Source organism: Desulfovibrio sp. SGI.133 (assembly GCF_050313955.1).
In the GTDB taxonomy this organism is placed as follows: domain Bacteria; phylum Desulfobacterota; class Desulfovibrionia; order Desulfovibrionales; family Desulfovibrionaceae; genus Desulfovibrio.
The window spans coordinates 1-17,911 of the sequence record NZ_JBNPMK010000007.1 but is presented as its reverse complement, the minus strand read 5'-3'; the positions used below and the strand labels follow the sequence as shown (position 1 = coordinate 17,911).

19 protein-coding genes are annotated in these 17,911 nt (G+C 63.6%); 12 read left to right on the top strand and 7 right to left on the bottom strand.

The annotated features are described in order from the left end of the window. Positions 1-131 precede the first annotated feature (131 nt). From ACQRBR_RS09240 to truA, 3 genes are all read left to right on the top strand, one after another. Positions 132-1,565 carry a carbon starvation CstA family protein gene (locus tag ACQRBR_RS09240; RefSeq protein WP_427812837.1) on the top strand — a complete coding sequence of 478 codons (1,434 nt, stop codon included), beginning with the start codon at positions 132-134 and terminating at the stop codon, positions 1,563-1,565. 186 nt (positions 1,566-1,751) lie between these two features. Next, entirely contained in the window at positions 1,752-2,543 is a 792-nt protein-coding gene (gene thiD / locus ACQRBR_RS09235; protein WP_427812836.1) for a bifunctional hydroxymethylpyrimidine kinase/phosphomethylpyrimidine kinase, read from the top strand. A 322-nt stretch (positions 2,544-2,865) separates the two neighbouring features. Further along, positions 2,866-3,660, top strand: a complete 795-nt coding sequence (truA, locus tag ACQRBR_RS09230) for a tRNA pseudouridine(38-40) synthase TruA (RefSeq protein WP_427812835.1) — start codon at positions 2,866-2,868, stop codon at positions 3,658-3,660. Between the two features lie 416 nt (positions 3,661-4,076). Here the strand turns inward: truA and ACQRBR_RS09225 are convergent, their stop codons facing one another. From ACQRBR_RS09225 to ACQRBR_RS09200, 6 genes are all read right to left on the bottom strand, one after another. Then, positions 4,077-5,015, bottom strand: a complete 939-nt coding sequence (locus tag ACQRBR_RS09225) for a hypothetical protein (protein ID WP_427812834.1) — start codon at positions 5,013-5,015, stop codon at positions 4,077-4,079. A gap of 38 nt (positions 5,016-5,053) precedes the next feature. Beyond that, positions 5,054-5,692, bottom strand: coding sequence for an HAD family hydrolase (locus ACQRBR_RS09220; protein ID WP_427812833.1), 639 nt, complete (start codon positions 5,690-5,692; stop codon positions 5,054-5,056). 179 nt (positions 5,693-5,871) lie between these two features. Next, complete coding sequence (locus tag ACQRBR_RS09215) at positions 5,872-6,477, bottom strand: acyltransferase (protein WP_303880746.1); 606 nt, start codon at positions 6,475-6,477, stop codon at positions 5,872-5,874. Then, on the bottom strand, positions 6,478-7,248 hold the full coding sequence (locus ACQRBR_RS09210; RefSeq protein WP_417035248.1) for a 3-deoxy-manno-octulosonate cytidylyltransferase: 771 nt from the start codon (positions 7,246-7,248) through the stop codon (positions 6,478-6,480). 160 nt (positions 7,249-7,408) lie between these two features. Beyond that, positions 7,409-8,323, bottom strand: coding sequence for an NAD-dependent epimerase/dehydratase family protein (locus tag ACQRBR_RS09205; RefSeq protein WP_412390228.1), 915 nt, complete (start codon positions 8,321-8,323; stop codon positions 7,409-7,411). Between the two features lie 22 nt (positions 8,324-8,345). Next, on the bottom strand, positions 8,346-9,134 hold the full coding sequence (locus ACQRBR_RS09200; RefSeq protein ID WP_412390227.1) for an HpcH/HpaI aldolase family protein: 789 nt from the start codon (positions 9,132-9,134) through the stop codon (positions 8,346-8,348). A 415-nt stretch (positions 9,135-9,549) separates the two neighbouring features. Here ACQRBR_RS09200 and ACQRBR_RS09195 point away from each other — a divergent pair, with 415 nt between their 5' ends. The 7 genes from ACQRBR_RS09195 to ACQRBR_RS09165 all read left to right on the top strand — a co-directional run bounded on the left by ACQRBR_RS09195 (position 9,550) and on the right by ACQRBR_RS09165 (position 14,787). Beyond that, positions 9,550-9,810, top strand: coding sequence for a hypothetical protein (locus ACQRBR_RS09195; protein ID WP_427812832.1), 261 nt, complete (start codon positions 9,550-9,552; stop codon positions 9,808-9,810). A gap of 80 nt (positions 9,811-9,890) precedes the next feature. Further along, entirely contained in the window at positions 9,891-10,913 is a 1,023-nt protein-coding gene (locus ACQRBR_RS09190) for an alpha-hydroxy-acid oxidizing protein (RefSeq protein ID WP_006009040.1), read from the top strand. Positions 10,914-11,041: 128 nt separating this feature from the next. After that, the gene (locus tag ACQRBR_RS09185) at positions 11,042-11,872 is read left to right on the top strand and encodes a nitroreductase family protein (protein ID WP_303880753.1); all 831 of its coding nucleotides are present in this window, start codon (positions 11,042-11,044) and stop codon (positions 11,870-11,872) included. 224 nt (positions 11,873-12,096) lie between these two features. Further along, complete coding sequence (locus ACQRBR_RS09180) at positions 12,097-12,420, top strand: ArsR/SmtB family transcription factor (protein WP_168935170.1); 324 nt, start codon at positions 12,097-12,099, stop codon at positions 12,418-12,420. 64 nt (positions 12,421-12,484) lie between these two features. Next, positions 12,485-13,558 (top strand): permease, encoded by a 1,074-nt coding sequence (locus ACQRBR_RS09175; protein WP_427812831.1) that lies wholly within the window; start codon positions 12,485-12,487, stop codon positions 13,556-13,558. A gap of 172 nt (positions 13,559-13,730) precedes the next feature. Then, a complete protein-coding gene (locus tag ACQRBR_RS09170; RefSeq protein WP_006009027.1) occupies positions 13,731-13,964 on the top strand; it encodes a thioredoxin family protein in 234 nt (77 codons plus the stop codon). A gap of 409 nt (positions 13,965-14,373) precedes the next feature. Further along, on the top strand, positions 14,374-14,787 hold the full coding sequence (locus ACQRBR_RS09165) for a lysozyme inhibitor LprI family protein (RefSeq protein ID WP_427812830.1): 414 nt from the start codon (positions 14,374-14,376) through the stop codon (positions 14,785-14,787). Between the two features lie 416 nt (positions 14,788-15,203). On the opposite strand, the gene ACQRBR_RS09160 is transcribed toward ACQRBR_RS09165, so the two are convergent. Continuing rightward, positions 15,204-16,127 carry a diaminopimelate dehydrogenase gene (locus tag ACQRBR_RS09160; RefSeq protein ID WP_168935173.1) on the bottom strand — a complete coding sequence of 308 codons (924 nt, stop codon included), beginning with the start codon at positions 16,125-16,127 and terminating at the stop codon, positions 15,204-15,206. Positions 16,128-16,536: 409 nt separating this feature from the next. Here ACQRBR_RS09160 and ACQRBR_RS09155 point away from each other — a divergent pair, with 409 nt between their 5' ends. Next, positions 16,537-16,797 carry a BTB/POZ domain-containing protein KCTD2 gene (locus ACQRBR_RS09155; RefSeq protein WP_321127598.1) on the top strand — a complete coding sequence of 87 codons (261 nt, stop codon included), beginning with the start codon at positions 16,537-16,539 and terminating at the stop codon, positions 16,795-16,797. An 80-nt stretch (positions 16,798-16,877) separates the two neighbouring features. Further along, positions 16,878-17,417 (top strand): helix-turn-helix domain-containing protein, encoded by a 540-nt coding sequence (locus tag ACQRBR_RS09150; protein ID WP_427812829.1) that lies wholly within the window; start codon positions 16,878-16,880, stop codon positions 17,415-17,417. Positions 17,418-17,911: the final 494 nt, after the last annotated feature.

Below are 17,911 nucleotides of genomic sequence, written 5' to 3'. Positions count from 1 at the left end.
TTTCCCTCTGTTGACGCCCCCCTTTCGCCATGCTAATCACGAACCCCTACTAACAATGGGCAGCCGGACGCCAAAGGCACGGCTGCCGCTTTCACCTTTTAACCGGAATAGCCGCAGAGGGAGCGGATACTATGCCGAATTACGTTTACTTTCTTCTTGCCGTAGCCGGCCTCATCGTGGGCTACATCATCTACGGTTCCATCGTCGCCAAAATCTTCGGTGCGGACGAAAACCGCCCCACCCCCGCCAAGACCATGGCCGACGGCGTTGACTACGTCGAAATGCCCATGTGGAAGGTCTGGCTCATCCAGCTGCTGAACATCGCCGGTGTGGGCCCCGTCTTCGGCCCCATCCTGGGCGCCCTGTACGGTCCCAGCGCCCTGCTGTGGATCGTCATCGGCACCATCTTTGCCGGTGCCGTGCATGACTACTTCTCCGGCATGCTCTCCGTGCGTTACAAGGGCGCCAACGTGCCCACCATCGTGGGTTACAACCTGGGCAACGTGGCCAAGCAGGTGATGCGCGTGTTCGCCGTCATCCTCCTGCTGCTCGTGGGCGTGGTCTTCGTGGCCGCTCCTGCCGGCCTGCTGGCCAAGCTGACCCCCGACTACATGGACCAGATGTTCTGGGTCGCCGTCATCTTCGCCTACTACTTCCTGGCCACCATCCTGCCCATCGACAAGATCATCGGCCGCCTCTACCCCCTGTTCGGCGCCGTGCTGATCATCATGGCCGTGGGCATGACCGTGACCATGTTCACTAACGGTTGCGAGTTCTACAACTGGGCCTCCTTCCCCAATAACCATCCCCAGCAGCTGCCCATCTTCCCGCTGGTGTTCATCACCATCGCCTGCGGCGCCCTGTCCGGCTTCCACGCCACCCAGTCGCCCCTGATGTCCCGCTGCCTGTCCAATGAAAAGCAGGGCAAGGCCGTGTTCTACGGCGGCATGGTGGCTGAAGGCTTCATCGGCCTCGTGTGGGCCACCGTGGGCATGACCTTCTACACCAGCCCCGAAGCCCTGGCCGCTGCCGGCGGTCCCGCCAACGTGGTCAACGAGACCGCCCGCGCCCTCATGGGCCCCGTCGGCGGCGTGCTGGCCATCCTGGGCGTGGTGGCCCTGCCCGTCACCTCCGGTGACACGGCCTTCCGTGCCGCCCGTCTGACCATCGCCGAAATGTTCAACTTCAAACAGTCCGCCATCCCGGCCCGTCTGGCCATCGCCATCCCGATCTTCGCCATCGGCGTGGTGCTGAACTTCGTGGACTTCAACGTGATCTGGCGTTACTTCGGCTTCGCCAACCAGGCTCTGGCCGCCATCATGCTCTGGGCCGCCGGCGCCTACCTGTACCGCAAGCATCGCCTGCACTGGATCTGCACCGTGCCCGCCACCTTCATGACGGCCGTGTGCATCTCCTACATCTGCTATGAGCCCAAGATGGGCTTTGGCATGGGCATCCAGATCGCCGACATCATCGGCGTGATCGTGGCCGCCGTCTGCCTGGTGGCCTTCCTGGCCATGGGCCGCAAGCCCATCGCCGGTGCTCCCAGCATCGACGAAGTGTAGCGCTCAAGCTCCACAGCCACGCACAAGGGCAGGGGTCTTCCCTGCCCTTTTTTTGCGCCGCCGGTATGGAGCGTTCCGGCCTGACCACCCGGCATTGCGCCGTGCCCGGAGGCAGCGTATAACCCTGCTGTCCGGCCGCTTGTGTCCCTCGGCCGTCAGACCGCGATCACAGAACAGGAGATATCCATGCGTACCCCCAACATCCTGACCATTGCCGGTTCCGATTCCGGCGGCGGTGCCGGCATCCAGGCCGACCTCAAGACCATCATGGCCCTGGACGGCTACGGCATGAGCGTCATCACGGCCCTGACCGCCCAGAACGGTCTGGGCGTCACCGGCATCCACGCGCCCGAACCCGAATTCGTCGTGCTGCAGCTGCGCGCCGTGCTGGACGGCTTTCCCGTGCATGCCGCCAAGACCGGCATGCTGTTCTCGGCCGGCATCATCAACGCCCTGGCCGATGCCCTGCGCGACCGCAGCTTCCCGCTGGTGGTGGACCCTGTTTCCGTGAGCCAGAGCGGCAGCCGCCTGCTGCGTGAAGATGCCGTGGAGGCCCTCAAGGAACGCATGCTCCCCGGCTGCGACCTGCTGACCCCCAACCGCCCCGAAGCCGAGATGCTCACCGGCATGACCATCAGCTGCGCCGATGACGCCGCTGCCGCCGGTGAGGCGCTCATCAAGATGGGCGCCAAGGCCGTGCTCATCAAGGGCGGGCATATGGAAAGCTCCATCGTGGTCACGGACTGCCTCTGCCAGGCCGGACAGGCGCCCAAGTTCCTTCCCCAGCCCAAGGTGGAGACCAACAACAACCACGGCACCGGCTGCACCCTGTCGGCCGCCATCGCTACCGGCCTTGGCCACGGCCTGCCCCTGCAGGTGGCCGTGACCCGCGCCCAGGAATTCCTTAACCTTGCTCTGCGCAAAAGCTACGCGCCCGGCAAGGGCTGCGGGCCCGTCAACCACGCCGCCCGCCGCTAGGCATCATTGCAAGACTGATCGGGGGAAAAGGCTGCGGGAAAGGGAGCTCTTGTCTATGCCACAAGAAGGGCCCTCTCCCCGGCCTCTGTCCCTCTCCGGATGCGTCCTGCCCCTCAAAACGCGCCCGGTGAGAGCCCGGCAGGCAATGGCCTTCCACCACGGCAGGGCATGGAAAAACGCCCTTTCCCGGCATCAAGGCCAAGAGTTGCGGATGCCGGTCCCTTCCCTGCGGGGAAAGGCTTCCGGACAGGCACCTGACCGTCACCAAGCCGGACTGTGGCCCCGTACCTCTCTTTCCTTCCACATCAACCCCAGAGCCTCCATGCCGGACATTTCTTCCACCATGCGTCTCAGGCTGTTGCTGGCCTATGACGGCAGCCGTTACTGCGGCTGGCAGATCCAGGACATCCCCACCCCGCCGCCCACCGTGCAGGCCGCAGTGGAAGCCGCCGTGGGCCGCATCGCCGGGCGGCCCGTGCGCGTGTTCGGCTCCGGTCGCACCGATGCGGGCGTCCATGCCCACGGTCAGGTGGCCCATTGCGATGTGCCCCGCCGCCCCGGCCTGGACTGGCGCCACGCCCTCAATGCCCTGCTGCCTGCGGACGTGCGCGTCCTGCACTGGCAGGAGGCCGCTCCCGACTTCCATGCCCGCATCAGCGCCCTGCGCAAGACCTATGTGTATGATTTCTGGCAGGAGAAAGGCTTCGTCCCGCCCCGGCTGGCGCCCTTCGTCTGGCGCAGCGGCCCCCTGGACGCCGGGGCCATGCGCGCGGCCCTGCCCTTTTTGCTGGGCAGACATGACTTCGCCAGCCTCCAGAACGCCGGTACCGAGATGGAAAGCACGGTGCGCGAGCTCCAGGCCGCCACACTGACGGAATTGCCGCCCGTGGAATTCATGCCGCCCTACCTGCCCTGCCTGCGCCTGACCGTCACGGCCAACGGTTTTTTGAAGCAGATGGTCCGCAACATGGCCGGGTTGTTGGCCGCCTGCGGCCGTCACAAGCTGCGCCCCGACCAGATCCCCGCCATCCTCGAGGCCGCCGACCGCCGCGCCCTGCCCAGCCCCACGGCTCCGCCGCAGGGCCTGGCCCTGGCCCATGTGGACTACCCGGACTAAGGCCTGCCTACATCCCCGAAAATAGAAAGACCACCCGCCGGCGGGTGGTCTTTTGCTTTGCCCTGCCGATCCCGGCAGGCTGGCAGACAAACGCTCTGCCTTTTTCCTTTCCGGGAAAGAGCCTCCTTATTTTCCACTATCTGGAATGAAATGCTGATATCATAAAACGGCATTATGCCGTTTTTTCATGTCCGGTGGAGCATGACACCGGGCAACGGCCGTTCTCCAAGAACTCTCCGCCAACGTGCTCCTTTACCTGCCGCATTTCCCCAACCTCCCCCCGCGCATCCCCGCATCCCGCGCTTCGGAAGAGGGAATCCCCTCACCAATAAAGAAGGACGCCCCGCAATCAGCAGGGCGTCCTTCTTCTGTATCCATCCTCCCGGCAGGGGAGGGCCTTGAAGCGTCGTCAGCATCTACCGGGATGCGGCATCCCGCCTGTTATGGGCTTCTACGAACGCATTGTAGGCTTCCTGGGCCTCCTGCAACACCAGATTGAGCTGGCGGCGCGTCGTATTGCTGAACGCATCCTCCTGCCCCTGGGCCACAGTGCGGGGGAAGAGATCGGCCTTGTCCAAAAACGCCTGCCAGAGGCGCCGCTCTTCTTCCGTCATGCCCCGGGTCCGGCCACGGGCCACGGTCAGGGCCTCTTCCATCTCCTTGCGCCAGCCCGCCACGGCTACGGTGTCGGGATTGCCCTCGCGCAGCAGGATGCCGCCCAGCAGGAAGCGGCTGAACAGGAAGCGGGCCGAGCTGATGGCGTCTTTCAGCGGATCGCCCTGGAGCAGCACGTCCTCGGCCTGACGGCTACGGTCACGCACCAGCACCAGCAGGGCATCACGGGCCTTGGAGAACTCGGCATGTGCGTCTTGCAGACGGCGCAGCAGCTTCTTACCCTGCGCGCCGTCGTCCACGATGCTGTCGTCCAGGGCATACTTGCGGAAAGACGTGACCAGTTTTTCCATGCTGCTCAGCGTCCGCCGCATGGTCGCCACCAGATCCCGCAAACGGGCGGCATCGGCCTCGCCCCACACGGCCTTTTCCACAGCGGGCCTGTCGTCCAGTTCCGCAGGGCGCTGGGGTTCCTTGCCCAGCAGCCAGGTGCGCATGTAGTCCTCGGCCTGCCGCAGCAGATGACCGGCGTGGATACCCGCCACATCGGCCCAGCGCCAGAAGGCATTGCCCGCATCCAGCACCTTGGCGGCCGCGGCCGCTTCCTCTGCCGGGGCCGGAGCCTCCGGCGCCTGCAGACCGGCGGCGGCCTTCGCTACCACGGCGGAAGCGGTCTCTTTGTCCAGAGAGGCTTTGGGAGAGCTCTCCTCCTGGCAGGCACACAAGCCGAAAGCCAGCGCCATGAGACACACCAACCACAGAAAACGAACAGGACGCCGCATCATTCCACATGCTCCGCGATCCAGGCATCGAGCCCGGTCAGATCAGGCCCCCAGGGGAAATCCCCGCCCCTGAGCTCCGGCCCGGTGCCGTAGAACAGGGTGCCCACCTCTTCGGCGGCATTGCGGTCCGTAGAGGCATCGCCCACCATGAGCACCTCCTCAGGCAGGACACAGGCCTTGTCCACGATCATGGCCAGCAGTTTGGCCTTGGACGGCGGCGAGCCGTAGATGCCCGTAAAGCAGCTGTCCAGGCCTCGTTCCTTGAGGATGAAGTTCAGTTCTTCGTGCGGTGCGCCGGAGCAGACATAAAGCGGCAGTTTTCCCTGCCAGTGTTCCAGCACCCGGGCGATGCCGGGGATGAGCTCGCAGCGGCGCACTTCGTCCAGAGCATATTCGGCAAAGCGCCTGCCCCACTCCTCGGACTCGGCGGGCGTGATCTCCTTATCCAGGATCTCGCGGAAGAACCATTCGAATTTTTTGTAACGGCTCACGCCGCCGTGCACGGTATGGTACATGACGAAGCGGTCGCGGGCCTCCTCGCCATAGGGCTCGGCCAGACGGGCAAAGGCGCGCGTCTTGACGGGCACACTGTCGAGGATCACGCCGTCACAGTCGAAAACAAGACATTTCAGGGCCATGCAGACTCCTTGTTCGCGTCGTCAAAGACGACGCCGTACAGGAAGGATTCAAAGACAGACCCGCTCCCTCCCCCCAGAAGGACGGGGGCGTGCGGGTCGGAGCCGGAAGACGGAAGAGGCCGCCTGCCGGTCAGGAAAAATACCGGGGATGCGGGGACGCCAGGCCCTCTGCCCCGGGGCTACCGGCGTTCCGGGCATTCGCTGCGGTCGCGGTGGCCGATGGGACGTGCCGGGACACCGCCCACGATGGTGAAGGGAGCCACATCACGGGTGACCACGGCGCCCGCGCCCACCACGGCGCCCCGGCCGATATGCACGTCGGGCGTGATGACGCAGTTGGCCCCGATCCAGACATCGTCCCCGATGACGATCTCGCCCGGATGGTGCCCCTGCTGCAGGATGGGCACATCATGCCGGGAAAAACAGTGGTTGGCGGCCCGCAGCACCGTGCCGGGGCCCACGGCCACATGCCTGCCCATGACGATGCGCCCGCCGTCGGCCGCCACATGGGCATAGGGCGAGATGGACACGCGGTCGCCCAGGACCAGTTCGCCGTCCCCGGCCGTGATGATGCAGCCCCGCCCCAGCCGGACGGCATCGCCCAGCCGCATATGACGGCAGCCCACGAAGCTCAGACTCGTGCCGAAGCGTACCGAACCGCAGCCGGCAAAGAGCCAGCGCCAGGCCAGCCAGCGCAGGGCCAGGCCCAGCGGTGTGGGTATCCAGGCGAAGCAGGCTATCCAGAGTTCTTCCCAGGCAGCCCGGAGGCGGGACAACAGACCCATCTACTTCGCGTACTCCCGCATGAGGGCATCCCCCTCCATGAGCCGCGTCACACGGGCCAGGTCTTCCGGAGTATCCACGCTCCAGGTGCGGGCATCGGTGGGCACCATGCGGACTTTTTCCCCATGTTCGAGGATGCGCATCATGTCCACGGACTCGCAGATCTCCAGCGGGCTTTCCTCCATTTCATTGAAGCGGATCAAGTAGTCACGGCGGAAGGGGATGATGCAGACCTGTTTGCGCATGGGCACCTTGTCGGCCCCTTTCTTGCGGGAGGGGATAGGCTCGCGCGAGAAGTAGAGGGCATCGTTGTTGCGGTCCACCACGACCTTCACTTCGTTGGGGTCCTCGAACTCTTCCAGGGTGTCCATGTCGGCCATGAGGTTGACCACATTGATGGAAGGGTCCTTGAGCATGGGCTCCACAGCGGCGTCGATCATGCCGGGCAGCACCATGGGCTCGTCCCCCTGCACCATGACCACGATATCGGCCTTCCGGCCCGTGGCCGCCTCGATCTTGAGCAGGGCCTCGGCCGTACGGGTGGAGCAGCGCACATGATGGTCGCCGGTCATGACGCACGCAAGCCCCGCCTCCTTGCAGTAGTCCTCGATGACCGTGTCGCAGGTGGCCACATAGGTGGCGGAAAGGCAGCGGCTCATGGCCGTGCGGAAGGCCACATGGCCCACCATGGGCACACCGTGGATCAGGGCCAGAGGTTTGCCGGGAAAGCGGCTGGAGCCCATGCGGGCGGGGATGATGGCGATGATGTTCATAACTTCTCCCTGGGCAGGGATTGCCCGGAAAAGGGATGACGGGAAGACGGGCACGGCGGACGCTCCGCAGTCGGGGCAGCCCTTGCGCCGCATGAGAAAAGCCCGGAACCGGGCACACGCCGGTGGCACCGGCAGGCAGGCCGCCGGAAAACGTACGGCCTCAGTCGTCGGTGGATACCAGATAGCCGCCCTGGCTCTGCAATTCCGGATGGATCTGGCGGTGTTCCTCTTCCATGACGCGCAAGATGCCCTGCCCCAGGTCAACGGTCAGCGGCGGCACCAGCTTGCGCCCCATCCGGGGCATGAAGGCATAGGGCGTCACCTGATAATGACCGCTGTTGGGGTCGTTCTGGTATTTGATCTCCAGCTCCTTGCCCAGCATCTCGCCGATCATCCTGAACAGATCGGCCACGCGCATGGGCTGGTTGCCGGAGATGATGATGTTCTGGTTGGCGAACTCCGGCCCCAGGACATGCAGGGTGGCGGAGGAGGCATCGTCCACGTGCACGTATTCGCGCAGGGCCGTGGGCGTCCCGTAATAGGTGATGCTGCCCGTGGTCAGGGCCTCGTGCACGAAGCGGTGGATGGCATTGCGCATGTCGGCACGGGGGCCGTACAGGGAACCGTAGCGCAGGATGGTATACGGCAGGCCGTACATGGCCTGGTAATTCTCGATGTAGATCTCGCAGGCCTGCTTGCTGCACCGGTAGAAGCCGCCGGACTTGCCGTAGACATAGAGCGAGCTGGCAAAGATGTAGCGTCCGGTACCGGCCCGGCGGCAGGCCTCCAGGACCATGACGTTGCCCACCACGTTGAGGCGGGCCGTATCCACGGGGCGCTCGTTGGCTTCGCCGATGTCCGCGATGCCCGCGTAGTTGAAGACCACCTCGGCCCCTTCCACCGCGGCCTGCACGCAGTCCTCGTCCAGGATGCTGCCCACCACCATCTTCTGGTCGTCACGCAGCCAGGGAGAAGGACGCACGTCCACGATGGTCACGTCGTGTCCGGCATCGGAGAGCTTGTCACAGATATGCGATCCCAAAAAACCGGAACCGCCGAAAACAGTCACCTTCACGGCCTTCCTCCCGATGCCCTGCCTACACTCCGGCGGGCCGTGCGGCCGCCTGCCAGAGGAAGACCGAGTCGATGCCGTAGGCGATGAAGCGGCTGCCCGCCGCCACCTGACGGCGCAATTCCTCGGGGTCGGGCTGCACCACATGCAGGCCCATGCGGGCATGATGGCGCCTGCACGCCTCATGGATGCGGGCCATGACGGCCTTGAAATCAGGATGGTCGAACTGCCCCGTCAGGCCCATGGAACCGGAAAGGTCATAAGGCCCCACCATGATGGCGTCCAGACGCGGCTGGGAAAGGATGGCGTCCAGCTCCTCCACGGCACGGATGTGTTCGATCTGGGCCACCAGGAAGATCCGGGGCGCCGTGTCCCGCATGTAGGCATCGAAATCCTTGCCGAAGGCATTGGCCCGGCAAAAGCCCACGCCGCGGTTCTCGCGCAGGGGCTCTCCGTCCCGGCGGCCGTCGTCGTGGCCGGGATACGTGGCCCAGCTGATGGCCTGGTCCAGCTGTTCCCGACTCTCGATCATGGGAAAGATCAGGCCCTGCGCGCCAGCCTCCAGCGCGGCCTTGATGGCGGTTTTGGACGCGATGGGCAAACGGGCAAAGGGCGCGGCCCCGCCGCACTGGATGGCACGGAAGATGTCGGGCAGGCCGGTACGACCGAAGGAACCGTGCTCCATGTCCACCGCCACCCAGTCATAGCCGGCACGGGCCATCAGCTCCGCCACATCGGAGGAAGGCAGTTGCAGCCAGGTGCCGATGGTGGGTTCATCCTTTGCCAGTTTGGCGCGAATATCATGAATATCCATAGGAAACGGCTTGCCGCCGCCGGGCTTGGGTTATGCCGAAAGGCCCGGTCAGCATAGCGCGAGGCAGCACAGGGCGCAAGCAGACCCCGAAGAAGGGAACGGCAGACGGATGGCATAAAAAAACCCGCCCGGAACCGGGCGGGGGAGCGCCGGGCCATGAGGAGGAAGGGCCACGGCTGCGTGGTGCGCTCTAGAAGTATGCGTCGCCAGTGATGAAAAATGCGGCACGGAGTCTGGCGGGCCGTGCCGCACTGGAGAAAATACTGTTTGACCAAACAAACAGCCACGCACGAAACGAGATTACGCAGAGCCTGCTCTGCCGTCAAGTGTTTGCTCCAAAATTCACGAAGATTTTTCTCCATGGATCTTGGAATGGGGCCATCCGTTGGGCTGGCTATTTTTTATGAAATTTTTTATGAAAAATCCATCTTTTTTTTTGAAGAAAAAACAAATTCAAAAATGGCAAGACAATACGCTGGATTTACATGTTTTTTTGCCAAAATTCCCCGAATTTCCGGCAGGGGAACCGAATTTATTTTTTCTCCAAACTTTTGTTGCTGTCGCAACTAGCACGGAAAATGGCCGCTGTACAGGAAAATATGGCAAGCCCAGTTATTATGTTATTTTTTTCACAATATATGTCGTCTTCCAGCGGATGACAAGTCCCCTGCCCTGACCTATACTGCCCATGCTGCGCCCCGTATCCGGGAGCGCCTGCCTTGAACACAATCATGCCTGTCATAAAGGAGTCATCCCATGAAAGAGATCAGAGCTGCCGCGCGCGAGCGCATGAAGGGTCACTGCCGCGTCTGCCCCGTTTGCGATGGCAAGGCCTGCTCCGGTGAAGTGCCCGGTATGGGCGGCCTGGGCACCGGTGCCAGCTTCCGCAACAACCGCGAAGCCCTCAATGCCTGCAAACTCAACATGACGGCCCTGCACGACGCCCGCGAGCCCCGCACCAACTGCACCATCCTGGGCATCGACCTGAGCTTCCCCGTCATGGCGGCCCCCATCGGCGGCGTCTCTTTCAACATGAGCGATGCCATGAGCGAAGACGACTACATCTTCGCCATCCTGGAAGGCAGCCGCGCCGCCGGTGTCATCGGCTGTACCGGTGACGGCGTGCCGCCCTTCATCATCGACGCCGCCGTCAAGGCCCTGAAGGCCTGCAACGGCCACGGCATCCCCTTCATCAAGCCCTGGGAAGGCAAGGAACTGTTCGAAAAGATCGACCGCGTGCTGGCCGACGGCAGCCCCATCCTGGGCGTGGACGTGGACGCCGCCGGTCTCATCACCCTGCGCAAGATGGGCCGCCCGGTCATGCCCATGTCCGTGACGGAACTGGAGACCGTGGTGCGCTATGTGCATGACATGGGCCGCAAGTTCATCGTCAAGGGCATCATGACCCCCGACGACGCCCATCGCGCCATCGACGCCGGCTGCGACGCCATCGTGGTCTCCAACCACGGCGGCCGCGTGCTGGACCACTGCCCCGGCACCGCCACCGTGCTGCCCGCCATCGCCGATGCCGTGCGCGGCAAGATCACCATCCTGGCCGACGGCGCCGTGCGTGACGGCGTGGACGTGCTCAAGATGCTGGCCCTGGGCGCCGACGCCGTGCTGGTGGGCCGCCCGCTCTGCATCGCGGCCATCGGCGGCGGTGTGGAAGGCGTGACCAAGTACTGGCAGCAGATGCAGGGCCAGCTGGTGCAGGCCATGCTGCTCACCGGCTGCGCTTCCCTGGCCGACGTGCGTGAGCACATCATCTATCGCGGCTAGTTTTTCTGGCGAACCTGAGGGGAGGGGCGGCAGCCCCTCCCTTCTTTCTTTTGCCCCGGCGGGCCCCGGCACCGGCGGCCTCCCCTGCCTGCCCCTGCGGCAGGTTCTTTTTTTCAAAGGACATCATCATGCAGTTTTCCGTGGATACCGACCGCTGTGTCTCCTGCGGCCTGTGCCTTTCCGACTGTCTGCCCCGCGCGCTGGGCATGGACGAGGAAGGCCACCCCTACATCAAGGACGAACGCCTGTGCATGCACTGCCACCACTGCCTGGCCCTCTGCCCCACGGGCGCCATCAGCGTGGACGGACACAGCCCTGACGCCTCCCGTCGCATCCTCAATGCCTGGCCCCAGCCCGAACAGCTGGAGAACCTCATCAAGGGCCGCCGCTCCGTGCGCCAGTACCGGCCGGAAAACGTGGACCCGGCCCTGCTGCAGCAGGTGCTGGACGTGAGCGCCCACGCCCCCACCGGCGTCAATGCCCGCAAGCTCTGGGTGGGCGTCATGGACGACATGGACCGCATGCAGGCCTTCCGTGAGGACGTCTATGCCCGTCTGGCGGACAAGGCCCTCCACAATGCCCTGCCCCAGTGCCGCCGCACGGCCTTCTTCGCCGCGGCACCGCGCCTGTGGAAGGAACAGGGCATCGACGGCATCTTCCGCGGCGCGCCCCACTTCGTGCTGGTGGGCAATGCCAAGGACGCTCCCTGCCAGGAGCAGGATCCCCTCATCTACCTTTCGTACATGGAGCTCTACGCCCAGAGCCTGGGGCTGGGCACCACCTGGTGCGGCCTGCTCTACTGGTGTCTGCAGCTCATGCTGCCCGAACTCCTGCCCGAACTGGGCCTGCCCGAGACCCACAGCTTCCAGTATGCCATGCTGCTGGGCGAGCCTGCCATCCGCTACGCGCGTACGGTGGAATACGGCCCGGCCACGGTGCACCGCATCCAGTGGAAGTAACGCTTTTTTCATCCCGCCGGGGCGGAGGGGGATGCCTCTCCGCCCGGTGATGACGGACGGCGGCATGCGGGGCTTCCCGCATGGCCGCCTTTTTTTACGCCTTGCCGCCGCTCTGTTGTCGCCGGACCCTCCGGCGGCGTTGACCTGGGCACGGCTTTCCTGCACCATCTTGACAGGAAGGCCTTTTAGGAATATTTTGCCAAATGACCAAATAAAGGGACGACATGCAGCACAACAAGGAATTCATCGAGGCACAGGCCCGGATCTTCAAAGCCCTGGGCCATCCCAGCCGTCTGCTGATGGTCGATGCCCTGCGCGACGGTGAAAAATGCGTCTGTGACCTGCAGGCTCTGGTGGGGGACGACATGTCCACCATCTCCAAACATCTGGCTGTCCTGCGTGACGCCGGTGTGGTCACCCGGCGCAAACAGGGTGTGAACATCTATTACAGCCTTGCCCTCTGCTGCCTGGACCAGTTCCTGGCCTGTACCGGTCAGCTGCTGGAAAAGCGCATCCTGAGCCAGATGGACATGCTGCGGAACAAATAGGCAGGCCCGCTGCGGCGGGATTTTTTACACTCAAATTTGGCAATTTTGCCAATAAGGAATATTTATGGCCGACACTCCTTCCTCGCCGCGCCCCTTCTCCGCCATGCGCTACGCCCTGACCTTGCTGGTCGTACTGCTGGCCTGGACGGGCCTGTACGTATCCATCCAGCCGCTGGCCACCTGGCTGACCTTCGACCTGCTCTCCCTGACGCCCGGCGGTGCTCCGGGCCTGGCCCTGGAATTCTTTATCTATGACAGCGCAAAGATCCTGCTCCTGCTGGTGCTGATGGTCTATTGCATCGGCTGGCTGCGGGCCGGGCTGCATGTGGAGCGGGTACGCGACTATCTTTCCGGCAAGGGGCGGGGCATCGGCTATCTGCTGGGGGCCACGTTCGGCGCCATCACGCCCTTCTGTTCCTGCTCCAGCATCCCGCTCTTCCTGGGCTTCACCATGGCCCGCATCCCGCTGGGCATCACCATGGCCTTCCTCATCACCTCGCCGCTCATCAACGAGATCGCCGTGGTCCTGCTCTGGGGCCTGCTGGGCTGGAAGTTCACCGTGGTCTATGTGGTCGTCGGCATGGCGGCCGGTATGCTGGGCGGCTGGCTGCTGGATCTGCTCCGCGCCGAACGCTGGTTGCAGCCCTTCCTGCGCGGCATGCTGGGGGTCTCCGGCCAGGCGGCGCGGGATGAACGCAGCACCCGCCTGGGGCTGGAAGAACGGCACCGTTTCGCCTGGGACGAGATGACCGGCATCTTCCGCCGCGTCTGGCGCTGGGTCATCATCGGCGTGGGGCTGGGGGCGCTCCTGCACGGCTTCGTGCCGCAGGACTGGTTCGCCGCCCATCTGGGCCAGGGGCAGTGGTGGTCCGTCCCGGTGGCCGTGCTGGTAGGCATCCCCCTGTACAGCAACGTCACGGGCGTGGTGCCCATTATGGAGAGCCTGCTGCTCAAGGGCCTGCCCGTGGGCACCACCCTGGCCTTCTGCATGAGCACGGTGGCCGCCAGCCTGCCCGAGATGCTTATGCTCAAGCAGGTCATGCGCTGGCAGCTGCTGGCCCTTTTCCTGGGCCTGTTGCTGGTCATCTTCACCCTGGTGGGCTGGCTGTTCAACAGCCTGCAGCTCACGCTGTTCTAGCGTAAAGCGGGCCCGTGCCTCATGCCGCACGGGCCTTTGCTCCGGCATCACAACGATCACGGCAGGGGCAAAGCAGGGGGCGTACGCGTCCTCCCCGCATCGTAGCGGAGGGCAGCCCCACGCATCCCGCTCTGCCGCTTCCCCTCAATATCCTGCCAAAGGAGGCAGCATCATGATCATCAAAGTCCTTGGTCCCGGTTGCTCCAAATGTGTCGAAGCGTACGAGATCGTCAGCAAGGCGGTGGCCGCTTCCGGCAGTGACGCCACGGTGGAAAAAATCACCGACCTGCGGGAGATCATGGCCCTGGGCGTGCTGGCCACCCCTGCGGTGGTCATCGACGGCGGCATCATGTGCACGGGGCGCGTTCCCAGTGCGGAAGAAGTCCGGGGCTGGCTCGGCGCCTAGCCTTTGGGCGGTCACGCCATACCACGAAAAATGAGGGTCGCGCAGTACCGGCAATGTCTGGTCTGCGCGACCCGTGGTACAGACGTGCCAAGATACGGGGCCGGGTGGCGGACGCCCTCCCTGCCTTCTGCCTGATCCCATGCCCGGCCCATCTTTTTCTCCGTCCCATCCGGACAGGTCCCCGTCCTCACGCCTGGGGCCGGTAATTACAAAAAAGAGGACATTCTTTCCCGCTCCCCGGCCTTGTGGAGCGCGGTACGTCCCATGTCCCGCACGGCATACCTCCCCTCCGCGACCATAGCCTCCCTCACTTCCTGACATCCCCAACAGGCCCAGCCAATGCCGCAGGCCCATTGCCCCGGCCGCTAAAGCCGTTTATGCTGACGGCAAACATCACGGGAGGTCATCCATGTCGAAACTGCGTCTCCTGCTTTGCTGTCTGGCCCTGCTCTTTCTGACGGCTCCGGCCATGGCCGAAGAAGATGAGCTGGCCCCGGGCTTCGATCGCTGCATGGAACAGAGCGGCGGCGTCACCACAGAGATGCTGGGGTGTCTGCAACAGGCCTACGAATACTGGGACGTCCGGCTCAATGCCAATTACAAAAAGGCCCGACAGGCCTGCAAAAACTCCAGTGATCCCAAAGGCTGCTCGGACAAGCTGCTCAAAGGCCAGCGGGCCTGGGTCCAGTACAAGGAAGTTTTCACCGATCTGGTGCAGCTGCCCAACGAAGGCGGCAGCATGGCCCGTCTGAATTCCATGAGCTTTTTGACCGGAGAAACCCGCAAACAAGCTCTGCTGCTGGAACAGATTGCCGGAGAATAGGCAACTTCCGGGCCGTGAGACCTGAAGAAATGCGCGTCTGATCTGCCCCAAACCGGCACTGCCTGCGTCACAACCCTGCCCGAGGTCCGCGCCCTGCCCGATCCGGGCTGCCGGCGAACCTCTTGCGGGATGCGACCCGCTTCCATCCCCGGCGGGCTCCTTCCGCAACCATACCGTCCACTCTTGAGTCTTTCCTCAGGGCCTCTGCCTGTGCGGAGGCCTTTTTCATGTCTCCAGCATGGGAACTTTTTCTTACCGGCCTGCTGTTCCCCTGTCCTGCTTTCTTCCCCCCCGCACAGGGGCGTCGGCAATCCCAAGAGCCTCCGGCGCCATGCGGCATCCGCCTTGCCTGAAACAAAAAATCCCCTGCCGCTCAAGAGCGACAGGGGACAAAGAGTCGAACCGCGTATGGCCCGTTAGACCATGCGGGAGATGATGTCCATGCGTTCACCGCGCAGCATGGCGATGGGCGGCACTTCGATGAGCGTATGGCAGCCGGCCTGCAGGCGGGTCGTGGCGCGAGCGCAGGAGACCAGCACCTGAGCGGTCAGGGCCGGGTTGTTGATGCGCATGTCGAACTTGAGGATCTGGTTGTCGGTCATGCCGGAGGCACCGGTGCGCTCCATGAGCACGCCGTGGGACTGGTCGGCCACGAAGGCCAGTTCTTCGCGGTCACGGCACTGGCGCACGTCCAGCGGATCGTGGGCGAAGTAATCGTCGGCCTTGATGCGGGCCGTCACGTCAGCCAGGTTTTCACCTTCTTCCAGCACCACATAGACCAGGCGCGAATGGCGACCTCCACCCACGGGGATGGTGATGGACACGGCATCGGCCACGCCCTTGATGGCGCGGGCAGCCACGGAATGGCCCATGGAACGGCCACGGCCGAAGTTGGTGAAGGTGGTGCCGCGGGGCACCATGGCTTCGAACAGGGCGCGCAGCACGGAGTCCGTGCCGGGGTCCCAGCCGGCGGCCGTGATGCTGACGCTGTTACCGGCCTTGGCGGCGGCATCCAGACGGGCCACGGTGGCGGGGATCTCGGTGTGGATGTCGAAGCTGTCCACACAATTGTAACCCTGCTTCAGAAAAGCTTCCGCCGTTTCCGGGATGCTGCGCGAAGGCCCGCACAGGGCGATGACGTCGGGGCGGCCCTGGGCAGCTTCCAGGCTGGCCAGATCGGCAAATTCGGGCAGGCCACGCAGGGCATGGCTCTGCGTGCCCAGGGATTCGGCACGGCGGATCACGCCGAGGCACTGGCAATCAGGGGCGGCAAGGGCCGCTTCCACCACACGGGTACCGATATTGCCGAGACTGTGGACGGCGAGAGTAAACTTTTTCATATGCATTCCTTTGGCAAAAAAACGGGAGCGGCCTCCTGGCCACTCGCAAGACATTCCTGACTTGGTCAGTAGGCCATTTTTTTAGATGTAAGTGCCGCCCGTCGTCAAGGGCATGCTGCCTCCCGCCCGGCGCTTTCCCCAAAGGAAAAGGCGCCTGGCGAGCCTTTCATATCTGGCAGGGCCTGTTCAGGGGACAGGCTGAAATAGCCCGTACAGCCTCCCTCCTGGTCGGTAAGGGGCAGCAAGGGATCTCATATCTCCGCATAACTGTTTGTTTTTTCCAAAAGGTAGCCAATGGTTGCCCTATTGCAACCATTGGTTGGTGGCCTGCAACCAATGTTACCAGCTATAACGAAAGTCCCATATGGGGATAACCGACAGCCAGTCTGTCCAACGTATCGAGGTGCCTATGAAAAAGCTCTCCCTGTTGCTGGCCTGCGCCCTGCTCTGCGGCACGGCCACTCTCGCGGCCGCTGCCTGCTCCCCTGAAGAAGCCCAGAAGAAGGCCAATGAATTTGCTACGGCCATCCAGAAAAAGGCTCAGGCCGATCCCAAGGGCTACGCCGAGATCATGCAGGAACTGCAGCCCCAGCTGACGGAACTGCAACAGAAACAGGATCTGGAACGGCTCTGCCAGTTCTATGATGCCGCCCTGGAAAAACTGAATTAGCCGCATACTACAAGGGGCGGGAAATCCCGCCCCTTGTACTCCCTCTGGAAATTCCCTAGCCTCCATCCATGACAGAGAAGATGACAGAAGGAAGGATCCGACTTGGGCAGGAGATCCTGCGCCGACGCAAAGCCATGGGCATGACGCAGGAAGAACTGGCCTCCCGCATGGGTGTTTCGCGCCAGTCCGTTGCCAAATGGGAAACAGGCCAGTCATCCCCGGACATCGACCGGCTTGCCCTGCTGCGGGACGTGCTGCAGACGAGTCTTGATGAGCTCATCGTTCCCGCAGGCCGGGAGCTCATTCCCGCACCTGTCCCTCCTGTGGAAGAGAGCACACCCCCGGCACCGGTCGGGCCTGTGCGCCATGTCCGGTTCCTCCCCCTGATCCTGGGTACGTTGCTGTTCTGCTGCGGCCTGGGCGGGCTGACGGCCCTGTGGGTACTCTCCCGCTTGTATCCTGTCCGTCTCGTGGACTGGGATGGCTCCTTGCATACAGGCCTGGAAGGCTACCTGATGGCGACCGGCCTCTGGCCTGTCCTGCTGCTGGCCTGCATCCTGCTTGGCTGCGGCAGCCTTACGCTGCTTTATCTGTGGGGCACGCGCAGAAAAAACAGCTGACCCCGGCAGCGCTATGCCAGAAGGGCTGGGCCTGTCCGTCGTCCTGCGCGGCGATGACAACACACAGCTGCATGTCCAAGACCGCCAGCCTCATGCGCTCTCTGGTAGCGCCTTAAAGAAGGCTCTGCGAAACGCATGCCCTGCATTCCCCCATGAGCAGAGCCACCTGCCCAGATGACGATACGTCGATCTGCCAACTGTACTCCTCAAAGTGCACGGCAAATCTGTGAGGCGTGCAGCCTGTAAAAAAGGGACAGGAAATCTCACACAGGCACCCAGCGCTCACGGCTCACATAGCGGAAAGTCAGCACCAGCACCTTGGCGCCGCCCCGCCATAGCCTCTGCCACACCCCAGCTGCTTTTTTCCGCTCCTTTCCGCCAATGCTTTCTGCCTTCAAAAGGCACTGATTTCCATGCTGCCCGGGTACGGACTTTCGGACCGGGAAACCACTCCGGTCTTAGGTAGATTCTCCCATCCTCGCACAGAGTCATCG